15 protein-coding genes are annotated in these 12,740 nt (G+C 69.7%); 8 read left to right on the top strand and 7 right to left on the bottom strand.

Annotated elements, in window-relative coordinates; all coding sequences use genetic code 11:
* Window positions 1–6 precede the first annotated feature (6 nt).
* Both ACFY10_RS00155 and ACFY10_RS00150 read right to left on the bottom strand, forming a co-directional pair.
* Window positions 7–225, bottom strand: coding sequence for a hypothetical protein (locus ACFY10_RS00155; protein WP_232653188.1), 219 nt, complete (start codon window positions 223–225; stop codon window positions 7–9).
* A 225-nt stretch (window positions 226–450) separates the two neighbouring features.
* The gene (locus tag ACFY10_RS00150; RefSeq protein ID WP_390662722.1) at window positions 451–849 is read right to left on the bottom strand and encodes a DUF3099 domain-containing protein; all 399 of its coding nucleotides are present in this window, start codon (window positions 847–849) and stop codon (window positions 451–453) included.
* 246 nt (window positions 850–1,095) lie between these two features.
* Here ACFY10_RS00150 and ACFY10_RS00145 point away from each other — a divergent pair, with 246 nt between their 5' ends.
* Window positions 1,096–1,374: a GlsB/YeaQ/YmgE family stress response membrane protein gene (locus tag ACFY10_RS00145; RefSeq protein WP_390662721.1), complete on the top strand. Its 279-nt coding sequence runs from the start codon at window positions 1,096–1,098 to the stop codon at window positions 1,372–1,374.
* 88 nt (window positions 1,375–1,462) lie between these two features.
* Here ACFY10_RS00145 and tyrS read toward each other — a convergent pair whose 3' ends face one another.
* The 3 genes from tyrS to ACFY10_RS00130 all read right to left on the bottom strand — a co-directional run bounded on the left by tyrS (window position 1,463) and on the right by ACFY10_RS00130 (window position 5,788).
* On the bottom strand, window positions 1,463–2,731 hold the full coding sequence (tyrS, locus tag ACFY10_RS00140; protein WP_390662720.1) for a tyrosine--tRNA ligase: 1,269 nt from the start codon (window positions 2,729–2,731) through the stop codon (window positions 1,463–1,465).
* 56 nt (window positions 2,732–2,787) lie between these two features.
* Window positions 2,788–4,182 carry a metallopeptidase TldD-related protein gene (locus ACFY10_RS00135; protein WP_390662719.1) on the bottom strand — a complete coding sequence of 465 codons (1,395 nt, stop codon included), beginning with the start codon at window positions 4,180–4,182 and terminating at the stop codon, window positions 2,788–2,790.
* Between the two features lie 82 nt (window positions 4,183–4,264).
* Window positions 4,265–5,788 (bottom strand): TldD/PmbA family protein, encoded by a 1,524-nt coding sequence (locus ACFY10_RS00130; RefSeq protein ID WP_390662718.1) that lies wholly within the window; start codon window positions 5,786–5,788, stop codon window positions 4,265–4,267.
* Window positions 5,789–6,042: 254 nt separating this feature from the next.
* On the opposite strand from ACFY10_RS00130, the gene fabG reads away from it, so the two are divergent.
* From fabG to ACFY10_RS00115, 3 genes are all read left to right on the top strand, one after another.
* Window positions 6,043–6,747, top strand: coding sequence for a 3-oxoacyl-[acyl-carrier-protein] reductase (gene fabG, locus ACFY10_RS00125; RefSeq protein ID WP_390662717.1), 705 nt, complete (start codon window positions 6,043–6,045; stop codon window positions 6,745–6,747).
* Between the two features lie 5 nt (window positions 6,748–6,752).
* Window positions 6,753–7,520, top strand: coding sequence for an enoyl-ACP reductase FabI (gene fabI, locus ACFY10_RS00120; protein WP_390662716.1), 768 nt, complete (start codon window positions 6,753–6,755; stop codon window positions 7,518–7,520).
* 175 nt (window positions 7,521–7,695) lie between these two features.
* Window positions 7,696–8,043, top strand: coding sequence for a hypothetical protein (locus tag ACFY10_RS00115; protein ID WP_390662715.1), 348 nt, complete (start codon window positions 7,696–7,698; stop codon window positions 8,041–8,043).
* Here ACFY10_RS00115 and ACFY10_RS00110 read toward each other — a convergent pair.
* Complete coding sequence (locus ACFY10_RS00110; protein ID WP_390662714.1) at window positions 8,024–8,713, bottom strand: FadR/GntR family transcriptional regulator; 690 nt, start codon at window positions 8,711–8,713, stop codon at window positions 8,024–8,026. The two genes, ACFY10_RS00115 and ACFY10_RS00110, sit on opposite strands and share 20 nt — an antisense overlap.
* A 70-nt stretch (window positions 8,714–8,783) precedes the next feature.
* Here ACFY10_RS00110 and ACFY10_RS00105 point away from each other — a divergent pair, with 70 nt between their 5' ends.
* The 4 genes from ACFY10_RS00105 to ACFY10_RS00090 all read left to right on the top strand — a co-directional run bounded on the left by ACFY10_RS00105 (window position 8,784) and on the right by ACFY10_RS00090 (window position 11,215).
* Window positions 8,784–10,082 (top strand): CynX/NimT family MFS transporter, encoded by a 1,299-nt coding sequence (locus ACFY10_RS00105; RefSeq protein WP_390662713.1) that lies wholly within the window; start codon window positions 8,784–8,786, stop codon window positions 10,080–10,082.
* Window positions 10,083–10,126: 44 nt separating this feature from the next.
* Window positions 10,127–10,243 (top strand): SGM_5486 family transporter-associated protein, encoded by a 117-nt coding sequence (locus ACFY10_RS00100; protein ID WP_086023195.1) that lies wholly within the window; start codon window positions 10,127–10,129, stop codon window positions 10,241–10,243.
* A gap of 181 nt (window positions 10,244–10,424) precedes the next feature.
* The gene (locus tag ACFY10_RS00095; protein WP_390662712.1) at window positions 10,425–10,631 is read left to right on the top strand and encodes a hypothetical protein; all 207 of its coding nucleotides are present in this window, start codon (window positions 10,425–10,427) and stop codon (window positions 10,629–10,631) included.
* Window positions 10,632–10,696: 65 nt separating this feature from the next.
* Window positions 10,697–11,215 carry a SixA phosphatase family protein gene (locus ACFY10_RS00090; RefSeq protein WP_390662711.1) on the top strand — a complete coding sequence of 173 codons (519 nt, stop codon included), beginning with the start codon at window positions 10,697–10,699 and terminating at the stop codon, window positions 11,213–11,215.
* A gap of 109 nt (window positions 11,216–11,324) precedes the next feature.
* Here ACFY10_RS00090 and serB read toward each other — a convergent pair whose 3' ends face one another.
* Complete coding sequence (serB, locus tag ACFY10_RS00085; RefSeq protein ID WP_390662710.1) at window positions 11,325–12,551, bottom strand: phosphoserine phosphatase SerB; 1,227 nt, start codon at window positions 12,549–12,551, stop codon at window positions 11,325–11,327.
* Window positions 12,552–12,740 lie beyond the last annotated feature (189 nt).

Genomic DNA, 12,740 nt, shown 5'->3' with positions numbered 1-12,740 from the left:
ACAGGCCTAGGCGCCCTCGGACGACTCCCATTCCTTCAGCAGGACCACGTCCTTGAGGAAACCCCGTACACCGAGGAACTGGGAGAGATGCTCCCGGTGCTCCTCACAGGCGAGCCACGTCTTGCGCCGCTCCGGCGTGTGGATCTTCGGGTTGTTCCACGCGAGCACCCACACGGCATCGGCACGGCAGCCCTTGGCGGAGCAGATCGGGTTCTCGTCACTCACAGGTTCGTCTCACAAGCGGGCTGAACAAGGCGCAGAACAAGGCGACGCCGAGCAGCCACGGGGGGAGCTGCCCGGCGTCGGTCTGTCGCTCCGACGGGGGATGCGGAGCGCCTACGAAGTATGTCACGGGTAACCGGTCGCTCGGCACCGGAACAACATGATTGATCTGAGCTTTTCTTGAGCTTGGTGCGGAGCCGACTTCCGTTTGCGACCCTTCCGCCGTGGTCACGCGCGGTCGTGCGGCTCGCTTCGTGCGCCCGGTGCGGGCTCGGCCGCGACATCTTCCGGGACCGGTTCCGCGAAACCGTCGTTCGTCCGCGGCGGCGCAATCATCGGACGCATCGGGGCACCCACGAACGTCGACGGAAGCGACGGCGCGTTCTCCCGCCCCGCGTTCGCGATCACCACGGCGATGTAGGGGAGGACCAGTCCGAGGACCAACGCCACGATCGCGACGTGCCGTTCGACGTTCCACAGCGAGGCCGCGAGGATCACCGACACCGTACGGATCGACATCGAGATGACGTACCGGCGCTGCCGGCCGCGCACGTCCTCGTCCAGGCTCGCCCGAGCCCCGGTGATCCGGAACACCTGGCTGTTGCCGCCGCCATGCTGCTTCCGCATCACATTCCACCATCCGCCCGCATCGGACTTGTCCCCGTCCCCGTGCCCGGTCCGCCCCCGGTCGGGGACGGTGCCCGGACACCTCCAACGTTACGCCGCGCCTGCGCCGCCTACGAGACCGGGTCATCTCCTACCTGGCCGAACGGCCTCAGCCGTAGCGCGTACAGCTCCACCCGGCATGCGCCGTACGGTGCACGGGCCGACACTGGGCGTAATGCTCACGTCGAGCCGTACAAGGAGGCAGCCATGGGCTGGTTGTGGGCGATCATCGTGGGATTCGTACTGGGCGTGATCGCCAAGGCGGTCATCCCCGGCAAGCAGCACAGCCCCCTCTGGCTGACCACCATCTGCGGCATGCTCGGCGCCACCGCCGGCAACGCCCTCGCCCGCGCGGTCGGCGTCGCCTCGACCCGAGGCATCGACTGGAGCCGTCACGTCTTCCAGCTGGTCGCCGCGATCATCATCGTCTTCTTGGTCGACATGGCATACATGGCAACACTGGGCAAACACAAACAACAGGCGTGAGCTGCAGCGCCCCGAAAGGGGCGCGGGGAACTGCGCGACAAGCCACGACGAAGGCCGCAGCCGTCAGATTCCCGCACCCCTACGGCGCTTACGCTCCAGTAACCTCAACAGCGGCAAGATTCTTCTTGCCGCGCCGCAACACCAGCCACCGCCCCTGCAGCAGATCCTCCTTCGCAGGCACGGCGTCCTCGCCGGCGACCTTCACGTTGTTCACGTAGGCGCCGCCCTCCTTCACGGTCCGCCGCGCAGCGGACTTGCTGGCCACAAGGCCGACCTCGGCGAACAGGTCCACCACCAGGCCGGGCTCGGAGACCTGGATGTGCGGCACCTCGGACAGCGCTGCTGCCAGCGTCCGCTCATCCAGCTCCGCCAGATCACCCTGTCCGAAGAGGGCGCGGGACGCGGCGATCACGGCGGCCGTCTGGTCGGCGCCGTGCACCAGCGTCGTCAGCTCCTCCGCCAGCGCGCGCTGCGCCGCCCGGGCCTGCGGGCGCTCCTCGGTCTGCTTCTCCAGCTCTTCGAGTTCCTCACGGGACTTGAAGGACAGGATCCGCATGTACGTCGAGATGTCCCGGTCGTCCACGTTCAGCCAGAACTGGTAGAACGCGTACGGCGTCGTCATCTCGGCGTCGAGCCAGATGGCACCGCCCTCGGTCTTGCCGAACTTGGTGCCGTCCGCCTTGGTCATCAGCGGCGTCGCCAGCGCATGCACATTGGCGTGCGGCTCGAGACGGTGGATCAGGTCCAGGCCCGCCGTGAGGTTGCCCCACTGGTCGCTGCCGCCCTGCTGCAGGGTGCAGCCGTGGCGGCGGTACAGCTCCAGGAAGTCCATGCCCTGCAGCAGCTGGTAGCTGAACTCCGTGTAGCTGATGCCCTCTTCGGACTCCAGACGCCGGGCGACGGAGTCCTTCGTCAGCATCTTGTTGACGCGGAAGTGCTTGCCGATGTCCCGGAGGAACTCGATGGCCGACAGACCGGCCGTCCAGTCCAGGTTGTTCACCATGACCGCGGCGTTCTCGCCCTCGAAGGACAGGAACGGCTCGATCTGCGCGCGCAGCCGGTTCACCCAGTTCGCGACCGTCTCCGGGTCGTTGAGCGTCCGCTCCGCCGTGGGGCGCGGGTCACCGATCTGGCCGGTGGCGCCGCCCACCAGAGCCAGCGGACGCAGGCCCGCCTGCTGGAGCCGGCGCATGGTGAGGACCTGGACCAGGTGGCCGACGTGCAGACTGGCCGCGGTCGGGTCGAAGCCGCAATAGAACGTGACGGGACCGTCCGCGAGCGCCTTGCGCAATGCATCCTCGTCAGTGGACAGGGCCCACAGACCCCGCCACTTCAGCTCGTCGACGATGTCCGTCACGGTTCTCGTATCTCCTTGATGATCTTCGGGCAGTCGAGCGACTACCGGCTACGAGGTTATACGCCCTGACTGACAGAGCTCATATTGAAGTCGGGCACCCGCAGCGCAGGCATCGCAGCCCTAGTGAACCAGTCGCTCCACTCCCTCGGCAGCGTCTTTTCCGTGCGCCCGGCCTCGGTGGCCCGCCCGAGCAGGTCGACCGGCGACTCGTTGAACCGGAAGTTGTTGACCTCGCCGGCCACCTCGCCGTTCTCGACGAGATAGACGCCGTCCCTGGTCAGGCCGGTGAGCAACAGGGTGGCCGGGTCGACCTCGCGGATGTACCAGAGGCAGGTCAGCAGCAGCCCGCGCTCGGTGTTCGCGACCATCTCCTCCAGGGAGCGGTCGTCCCCGCCGGTCAGGACGAGGTTGTCGATCGCGGGAGCCACCGGCAGCCCGGTCAGACCCGCGCTGTGCCGGGTGGTCGTCAGGTGGGTCAGCTCGCCCTGCCGTACCCACTCGGTGGCCGCGAGCGGCAGGCCGTTGTCGAACACCGACTGGTCTCCGCCGGAGGAGTGCGCGATCACGAAGGGCGCCGACTCAAGGCCCGGTTCGTTCGGGTCGCTGCGCAGGGTCAGCGGCAGCTCGCTGAGCCTGTCGCCCACGCGCGTGCCGCCGCCCGGCTTGGAGAACACCGTGCGGCCCTCGACCGCGTCCCGGCCGGACGCCGACCAAATCTGGTAGATCAGCAGGTCAGCCACGGCGGTCGGCGGCAGCAGCGTCTCGTACCGCCCCGCGGGCAGCTCGATCCGCCGCTCGGCCCACCCGAGGCGTACGGCGAGCTCCGCGTCCAGCGCCGCCGGGTCGACGTCCTTGAAGTCCCGCGTGGAGCGGCCCGCCCACGCCGAGCGCGTACGGTCCGGCGACTTGGCGTTCAGCTCCAGCGTCCCGTTGGGCTGGTCGTGGCGCAGGCGCAGCCCCGTCGACGTACCCACGTAGCTCGTCACGAGTTCGTGGTTGGCGAAGCCGTACAGCTCGCGGCCGCCCGCACGCGCGCGTGCGAACGCCTCACCGAGTGCCGGTGCGAAGTCGGCGAACACGGTCGACGAGGTCTCACCGGGCGCGTCCGTGAAGTCCGGCGACTGCGCAACGCCCGTGACCAGCGGCTGTGCGTCCTCCGCCGGTCCGGCGCCGCGTGCGGCGGCCTCGGCGGCCCGCACCAGCGGCTCCAGCTCGTCCACGGTCACGGCCGAGCGGGAGACGACACCGGAGGCCGTGCCTTCCTTGCCGTCGACGGTCGCGACCACCGTGAGGGTGCGCCCGCGCGTGACGCCGTTCGTGGTGAGCGCGTTGCCCGCCCAGCGCAGGTTGGCGGTCGAGTGCTCGTCGGCGATGACGACACAGCCGTCGGCGGTGGACAGCTCCAGTGCCCGCTCGACGATCTCGTGCGGCTTGTTGCTGCGGGCGCTCATCGACCGGCCTCCTGCGTGGTGTTGAGACTGTGCTTTCCCGGGGGATAACCCCCGGACCCCCAGCCAAGTCCTGCACTGACGCTCATCGACCAGCCTCCTGCGTGGTGTTGAGGATGTTGACGCCCTTGAAGAGCGCGGAGGGGCAGCCGTGCGACACGGCGGCGACCTGGCCCGGCTGGGCCTTGCCGCAGTTGAAGGCGCCCCCGAGGACATACGTCTGCGGGCCGCCCACCGCGGCCATCGAGCCCCAGAAGTCGGTGGTCGTCGCCTGGTACGCGACGTCCCGCAGCTGCCCGGTGATGCGCCCGTTCTCGATCCTGAAGAACCGCTGACCGGTGAACTGGAAGTTGTAGCGCTGCATGTCGATGGACCACGACCGGTCCCCGACGACGTAGATCCCGCGGTCGACCCCGCCGATCAGGTCCTCCGTCGCCATCCCGGCCGGATCCGGCTGAAGCGACACGTTGGCCATGCGCTGCACCGGAACGTGTCCGGGGGAGTCGGCGAACGCACACCCGTTGGACCGCTCGAACCCGGTCAGCTTCGCGATCCGCCGGTCGAGCTGGTAGCCGACGAGCGTGCCGTCCTTCACCAGGTTCCAGGACTGGCCCTCGACGCCCTCGTCGTCGTAGCCGATGGTCGCAAGGCCGTGCTCGGCGGTGCGGTCGCCGGTGACGTTCATCAGCTCGGAGCCGTACTTGAGCTTGCCGAGCTGGTCGAAGGTGGCGAAGGAGGTGCCGGCGTAGGCGGCCTCGTAGCCGAGGGCGCGGTCCAGTTCGGTGGCGTGGCCGATGGACTCGTGGATGGTCAGCCACAGGTTGGACGGGTCGACGACCAGGTCGTACAGGCCCGCCTCGACGCTCGGCGCGCGCATCTTCTCGGCGAGCAGCTCCGGGATCTGTTCGAGCTCGCTCTCCCAGTCCCAGCCGGTGCCGGTGAGGTACTCCCAGCCGCGTCCGACGGGCGGCGCGATCGTCCGCATCGAGTCGAACTCGCCGCTCGACTCGTCCACCGACACCGCCGTCAGCTGCGGATGCAGCCGGACGCGCTGCTGCGTGGTCACGGTCCCGGCCGTGTCGGCATAGAACTTGTTCTCGTGCACGGTGAGCAGTGAGGCGTCGACATGGTTGACGCCGTTCGCCGCCAGCAGCTGCGCGCTCCAGTCCGCCAGCAGCGCCGACTTCTCCTCGTCGGGCACGGAGAACGGGTCGATCTCGTACGACGAGACCCAGGTCTTCTCGGTGTGCACGGGCTCGTCGGCGAGCTCGACCCGCTCCTGCGAACCGGCCGCCTTGATCACCTGGGCGGAGAGCTTGGCCATCGCCACCGCCTGCGAGGCGACCTTGGCGGCGGCGTCCAGGCTCAGGTCCACCCCCGATGCGAAGCCCCATGTGCCGCCGTGTACGACCCGCACCGCGTACCCGAGATCAGTGGTGTCCGACGAACCGGAGGGCTTGGCGTCCCGGAAGCGCCAGGACGCGCTGCGTACCCGCTCGAACCGGAAGTCCGCGTGCTCGGCACCCAGGGCACGCGCGCGTGCGAGCGCGGCGTCGGCCAGGGCGCGTAGGGGAAGTGCCGTGAAGGCTTCGTCGATGGAATGAGGCACCGAGGTCTCTCCTTGTTGTCGTGACCTGTCGTGACCTGTGGTTGCTCCGATCATGGCGCGTCGGCGGGCCCGCGGACCACAGGTTTCGAGTCGGTACCGGGAACTTTCTGTAGGGACCCGACAGTGAGTCCCGTAAGCCACTGTCGGTGCCCGATTGTCCGCCGGAGCGCCGGGACCGATAGGTTTTCGAGGAAGCCGCCTGTCATCCAGGTGTCCGGGCGGAGGTATCAGACCGCTATCGAAAGGGTGATCCGTTGAGCCGCTCGGTTCTCGTCACCGGAGGCAACCGGGGCATCGGCCTCGCCATCGCCCGCGCATTCGCCGACGCCGGCGACAAGGTCGCGATCACGTACCGCTCGGGTGAGCCGCCGGCCGGCTTCCTCGCGGTGAAGTGCGACATCACCGACACCGAGCAGGTGGAGCAGGCCTACAAGGAGATCGAGGCCGAGCACGGCCCGGTCGAGGTCCTGATCGCCAACGCCGGCATCACCAAGGACCAGCTCCTGATGCGCATGTCCGAGGAGGACTTCACGTCCGTCCTCGACACCAATCTCACCGGCGCCTTCCGCGTGGTCAAGCGCGCCAACCGCGGCATGCTGCGCGCCAAGAAGGGCCGTGTCGTCCTGATCTCGTCGGTCGTCGGTCTGTACGGCGGTCCCGGCCAGGCCAACTACGCCGCCTCCAAGGCCGCCCTGGTCGGCTTCGCGCGCTCCCTCGCCCGTGAGCTGGGCTCGCGCAACATCACCTTCAACGTCGTCGCGCCCGGTTTCGTCGACACCGACATGACCAAGGCGCTCACCGACGAGCAGCGCGCGAACATCGTGCAGCAGGTGCCGCTCGGTCGTTACGCGCAGCCGGAGGAAGTGGCCGCAACGGTGCGGTTCCTCGCCTCGGACGACGCCTCGTACATCACTGGAGCCGTCATCCCCGTTGACGGCGGACTGGGAATGGGTCACTGATCACCATGAGCGGAATTCTCGAGGGCAAGCGCATCCTGATCACCGGTGTGCTGACGGAGTCCTCCATCGCCTTCCACGCCGCCAGGCTGGCCCAGGAGCAGGGCGCCGAGATCATCCTGACCGCGTTCCCGCGGCCCACGCTGACCGAGCGCATCGCCAAGAAGCTCCCCAAGCCCACCAAGGTCATCGAGCTCGACGTCACCAACGACGAGCACCTGAACCGTCTGGCCGACATCGTCGGCGAGGAGCTCGGCGGCCTCGACGGCGTCGTGCACTCCATCGGCTTCGCGCCGCAGGACGCGCTCGGCGGCAACTTCCTGAACACGCCGTTCGAGTCGGTCGCCACGGCCATGCACGTCTCGGCGTACTCCCTGAAGTCGCTGACCATGGCCTGCCTGCCGCTGATGCAGAACGGCGGCTCGGTCGTCGGCCTCACCTTCGACGCACAGTTCGCGTGGCCGCAGTACGACTGGATGGGCCCGGCCAAGGCCGCCCTGGAGGCCACCAGCCGCTACCTCGCCCGCGACCTGGGCAAGCAGAACATCCGCTGCAACCTCGTCTCGGCCGGTCCGCTCGGCTCGATGGCCGCCAAGTCGATTCCGGGCTTCACCGAGCTGGCCTCCGTGTGGGACACCCGCTCCCCGCTGGAGTGGGACCTCAAGGACCCGGAGCCGGCCGGCAAGGGCATCGTCGCCCTGCTGAGCGACTGGTTCCCGAAGACCACCGGCGAGATCGTCCACGTGGACGGCGGTCTGCACGCCATCGGCGCGTGATCGCAGCCGCCGTGGTCTGAACGGCGATCGAGGGCGCGCGTCCGGCCGGGCGCGCGCCCTTGGCGTGTCACCCGTTCGGCCTATCCGGCCGGGCGGAGCCGGGGCTCAACTGCGCACTCTGGATTACGTGTTCGGCACGTGATTCCCTCCCCAGCACGGCCGAGGAGGTCCCCTTGTGCGAGTCTTCCGCAGCCTGGCCTCAGCGACCGTCGCCGTCGCTCTCGTGATGTCCCTGCCGTACGAGGCGATGCCCCACGCGCGCGTGAAGCCCGGGAAGCCACCGGCCCCGCAGCTCTTCGGCGCCGAGTGCCGCACCAGGATCACCGGCTCCCACGTGACCGTGTACTGCCACAACCCCTATCCGCAGATCGACGGCGTCAGCCTGCACGTCGAATGCGCCCGGTGGTGGGACCTCGATACCGACGGCACCCCGGTCGACGTCGGGCCGGCGCTGACCGTGCGGCTCACCGGCCGGTGCTGGAAGGAGGTCGGCTCGGTGTGGATCAGCCACCAGAGGCGCTGAACCGCCCGGGACGGCACAGGAACGGATAGCTCGCCGCCTCCGCAGCGGCCGCCTCGGCGTCGCCCGCACGGATCGCGTCGACCAGGCGCGTGTGCTCCATGTACGTCTCCGGCGTGAGCTCCTGGCCGACGTCCTCGCGCAGCCAGTCCCGCAGCACCTCGCCGAGGTCCGAGTACATCGCGGTCATCACGTCGTTGTGGGAGGCCGCCACCACCGCCATGTGGAAGGTCGCGTCCGCCGTCACGAAGGTCTCCGTGTCGCCCGAGTCCCAGGCCTCCTCGCGCCGCACGAGCAGCGCGTCCAGCTGCTTGAGGTCCTTCTCGCTGCGCCGCCCGGCGGCGAGCTTCGCCGCGGCCGACTCCAGTGTGGAGCGCAGCTCGGCGATGTGCCGCGGGTCCGCGTCGGCGAAGCGGCGGTGCATCACGCCCGCCAGCTCACTGGTCGCCACGACGTACGTGCCCGAGCCCTGCCGGATGTCCAGCAGACCGTTGTGCGCGAGCGCGCGGACGGCCTCCCGGACCGTGTTCCGGGCGACGCCGAGCTGCTCGACCAACTCGGGCTCCGTCGGGATGCGGGAGCCGACCGGCCACTCGCCCGAGCTGATCTGGTGCCGCAGCGCGGCGATGACCTGCTCGGACAGCGCAGAACGGCGGGGATGACTCAGGGGCATGGCACACCTTCGCACGAGGCGGGCGGGTTCGGTCGACCCGGGGATGGACAACCAATCATCCTATGATTCTATGATGGGCGGCATGGCAAGTGAGGAAACCAGGACGACGATGTTCACGGCCGTGCGCAGTTCGGCCGCGGACGAGCCCCGGCGAACCGCCACGCGCGCGTGGACGACAAGACTGCTCGTGATCGGCATCGTCCTGTCGGCGCTCAACCTCCGCCCCGCCATCACCAGCCTCGGCGCGCTCCTGGAGGAGGTCCGCGACGGGCTCGGCATGAGCGGCAGCGTCGCCGGCCTGCTCACCTCCGTGCCCCCGCTCTGCTTCGCCGTCTTCGGCGTCACGGCCCCGCGCCTGGCCCGCCGCTTCGGAGCGGGCGCGGTCGTCTGCGCGGGCATGGTCGCCATCACCGCGGGCCTGCTCATACGGCCGTACGCGGGTGGTACGGCCGGCTTCCTGGCCGCCAGCGCGCTCGCCCTCATGGGCATCGCGGTCAGCAACGTCCTGATGCCGGTCATCGTCAAGCGCTGGTTCCCGGACCGCGTCGGCTCCATGACCGGCCTCTACTCGATGGCACTCGCCCTGGGCACCGCGTCAGCGGCGGCGGTGACGGTACCCATGACCGACGTCCTGGGCGGCAGTTGGCAGACCGGGCTCGCGGTGTGGGCGGGCCTCGCCGCCGCGGCCGTGCTCCCGTGGATCCCGTTCGTACGGCAGCGGGGTGCGCGGCCCGACGAGCAGCCGGCCGGGCGGCAGGAGCACGCGCGCGTGGAGGCGCCCGCGCTGCGGATCACCCGGAGCCGCACCGCCTGGGCGCTCGCCGTCTTCTTCGGGCTCCAGGCCACCGCCGCGTACATCACGATGGGCTGGATGGCGCAGATCTTCCGGGACGCGGGCGTGCCCGCGGGCACGGCGGGGCTGCTGCTCGCCGTCACCATGGTGATGGGCGTGCCGCTGGCCTTCGTCATCCCGCGAGTCGCCGCCAGGCTGCCGCACCAGGGGCCGATCGTGCTCGCGCTGGGCGCCTGCGGCCTCGCCGGTTACGCCGGCCTGTACCTCGCACCGGCCGCCGGCGCCTGGGCCTGGGCGCTGCTGCTCGGCGTCGCCAACTGCGCCTTCCCGCTGGCCCTCACCATGGTCGGCATGCGGGCCAGGACCGGCGCGGGCGTCGCCCAGCTGTCGGCCTTCGCGCAGAGCACCGGCTATCTGATCTCCATCCCCGGCCCGCTCCTGGTGGGCGTGCTCTACCAGCACAGCGGCGGCTGGGGACTGCCGATCGCGCTCATGGCCGCCCTGATGGTCCCGCAGATGGTCGTCGGCGTCCTGGCGGGGCGCAATCACACGGTGGAGGACGAGGCGGCCCGCTGACCCCCGGCCGAACCGTCGCGGGCGCAGGGTGCGAGACTTGCCGTATGCCAGTGCTCGACCCGAACCCCCAGAACGGCCAGAAGAAGATGCTGCTGGTCTTCGGCTCGTTCTTCGCCATCTTCGTGATCATCGCCATCATCGCGACGATCGCCTCGCCCTGACGCCCGACGACGGGGTCTGATCGGGCCCGGTGGTGGGGCTAGCCCCACCATCCCCTAGGGGGTGAGTGTCAGGGTCAACTGGGTGGATCTCCGGATGGGTTGAGGGCTCCGGATTCCGTAACTTCGAAGTGTGACCGCGAGTGGCGGATCACCGGAGAATCGAAGACCAGCGGAGGCACCCATGTCGGCCCAGTCGCACACCCGGCCCCACCCGGCGACCACGGGTGGCGTCGACATGAGGCTGCCCTGGTGGGCCCTCGCCCTGCCGACGCTCGCCTTCATCGTGCTCCTGGCTCTGATGCTGAACCCGTCGGACGCGCAGGCGGCGGCGGGCGACCCGGCGATCACCCACCTCTTCGAGCGGGCACAGCAGCTCATAGGCCGCTGAGCACCGGTTCGGCCGCCAGTCAACTCCCTGCGCCCCATGGCCTGTTTCATGCGAAGCTGGGTCCCATGAGCGTCGCAGAACCCCGCAGGATCGTCCTCTTCCGGCATGCGAAAGCCGACTGGCCACAGGTGACCGACCACGAACGCCCCCTCGCCGAGCGGGGCCGCACGGACGCCGCAGTCGCCGGACGCAAGCTGGCCGACACCGGTATCCCCTTCGATCTGGCCCTGTGCTCCACCGCGATCCGGACCCGCGAGACCTGGAAGCTCGCCGTCCATGAATTCCCTCACCGGCCGAAAACCGTCTACGAGGAGCGGATCTACGAGGCCTCACCCGGCGAGCTGATCGCGCTGCTCAACGAGACCCCCGACGACGCGCAGAACGCCGTACTGATCGGTCACAACCCGGGCGTGCAGGGCCTCGCCGAGATCCTGGCCGGCTCGGCCGACGGCGACGCCGGCGAGCGGATGAACCGCCGCGGCTTCCCGGCCGCCGCCTTCGCCGTCCTGTCCTTCGAGGGTCCCTGGAAGACCCTGGAGCCGGGCGTGGCCACGCTGCTCGACTACTGGGCGCCGACCGAGTAACCGACACGTCGAACAAGTAGGCGACCGACGAAGCGAGCAGGCGACACGACGACCGAGGGGCCCGGCACCACAGCGGTGCCGGGCCCCTCGACGTGCGGATGGGGGGCGATCACTCCTCGTCGTGCGTGTCCGCCGCCTCGACCTCTTCCCGGGTGACGCCCAGCAGATACAGGACGGTGTCCAGGAAGGGCACGTTCACCGCGGTGTGCGCGGCCTCCCGTACGACAGGCTTGGCGTTGAAGGCGACGCCGAGACCGGCCGCGTTGAGCATGTCCAGGTCGTTGGCACCGTCGCCGATCGCCACGGTCTGGGCGAGCGGTACGCCCGCCTCCGCGGCGAACCGGCGCAGCAGCCGTGCCTTGCCCGCGCGGTCGACGATCTCGCCGGTGACCCTGCCGGTGAGCTTCCCGTCGACGATCTCCAGGGTGTTGGCCTGCGCGAAGTCGAGCCCCAGCCGTTCCTTGAGGTCATCCGTGACCTGGGTGAACCCGCCGGAGACCACGCCCACTTGGTACCCGAGCCGCTTCAGCGTGCGGATCAGCGTGCGGGCACCCGGTGTCAGCCGCACCTCACTGCGCACCTTGTCCACCACGGACGCGTCGAGCCCCTCCAGCAGCGCCACACGCGCGTGCAGCGACTGCTCGAAGTCCAGTTCCCCGCGCATCGCGGCCGCGGTCACCTCGGCGACCTTGTCCTCACAGCCGGCGTGCGCGGCGAAGAGTTCGATCACCTCGTCCTGGATGAGCGTCGAGTCGACGTCCATGACGACCAACCGCTGCGCCCGCCGGTGCAGCCCCGCCGCGACGACCGCCACATCGACACCCAGTGCCGCCGCGTCCGTCACCAGGGCGGTGCGCAGTGGCTCGGTCTCGACGCCGGACACCGCGAACTCGACCGCTGTCACGGGGTACTTGGCGAGGCGGAAGATACGGTCGATGTTGCCGCCGACCTTGGTGATCTTGGCGGCGATCCGGGCGGTCGCCTCGGAGGTGAGCGGATGGCCGAGGACGGTGACCAGGGAGCGCCCGAGGCCGCGTGGCCGGTTGTCGCCGCGGCCGGAGATGATCTCCGCCTGCATCTTCATCGACTCGGCCCAGCTGTGGACGGTCGCCCGCAGATCACCTTCGAGCCCGGTGGGCGGCTGGGTCACGAGCGCGCACAGCACGATCCGGCCACGGGTGACGACCTGCTCGATGTCGACCACGTCGACGGAGTAGGCGGCGAGGGTGTCGAACAGGCCGGCCGTGATGCCCGGCCGGTCCTTGCCGAAGATCTTGACAAGGAGGGTGGGGGCATCGGGCGTGACGTCAGAGGTCGGGATCTGCGAAGCGCTCATGGTGTACCCACCGTATCCGGCACCCAGTGCCTACCGCCGCCGCGGTCCGCCTAGCGGACACGGAACAGTGGGTGTCGGGCGGATGGCGGGTCCCTTACGCGCCGGCCACGTCTGACCCACCCGCATCGTCCGCACCGGCACTCGGCGGGCACCCCGAGAGGCACACGCGCGCGACAAGGACCAGTTCCG

The sequence above is a fragment of the Streptomyces sp. NPDC001401 genome (assembly GCF_042895385.1).
Lineage (GTDB): Bacteria > Actinomycetota > Actinomycetes > Streptomycetales > Streptomycetaceae > Streptomyces.
This window is presented reverse-complemented; position numbering and strand designations above follow the sequence as displayed.

Bases quoted from the DNA above. Each gene is read 5' to 3' on its own strand.
- serB (WP_390662710.1), bottom strand. From the start codon at position 12,551: ATGAGCGCTTCGCAGATCCCGACCTCTGACGTCACGCCCGATGCCCCC.
- ACFY10_RS00150 (WP_390662722.1), bottom strand. From the start codon at position 849: ATGCGGAAGCAGCATGGCGGCGGCAACAGCCAGGTGTTCCGGATCACC.
- fabI (WP_390662716.1), top strand. From the start codon at position 6,753: ATGAGCGGAATTCTCGAGGGCAAGCGCATCCTGATCACCGGTGTGCTG.
- ACFY10_RS00095 (WP_390662712.1), top strand. From the start codon at position 10,425: ATGTCGGCCCAGTCGCACACCCGGCCCCACCCGGCGACCACGGGTGGC.
- ACFY10_RS00105 (WP_390662713.1), top strand. From the start codon at position 8,784: ATGATGGGCGGCATGGCAAGTGAGGAAACCAGGACGACGATGTTCACG.
- ACFY10_RS00090 (WP_390662711.1), top strand. From the start codon at position 10,697: ATGAGCGTCGCAGAACCCCGCAGGATCGTCCTCTTCCGGCATGCGAAA.
- ACFY10_RS00100 (WP_086023195.1), top strand. From the start codon at position 10,127: ATGCCAGTGCTCGACCCGAACCCCCAGAACGGCCAGAAGAAGATGCTG.
- ACFY10_RS00145 (WP_390662721.1), top strand. From the start codon at position 1,096: ATGGGCTGGTTGTGGGCGATCATCGTGGGATTCGTACTGGGCGTGATC.
- ACFY10_RS00110 (WP_390662714.1), bottom strand. From the start codon at position 8,713: ATGCCCCTGAGTCATCCCCGCCGTTCTGCGCTGTCCGAGCAGGTCATC.
- ACFY10_RS00135 (WP_390662719.1), bottom strand. From the start codon at position 4,182: ATGAGCGCCCGCAGCAACAAGCCGCACGAGATCGTCGAGCGGGCACTG.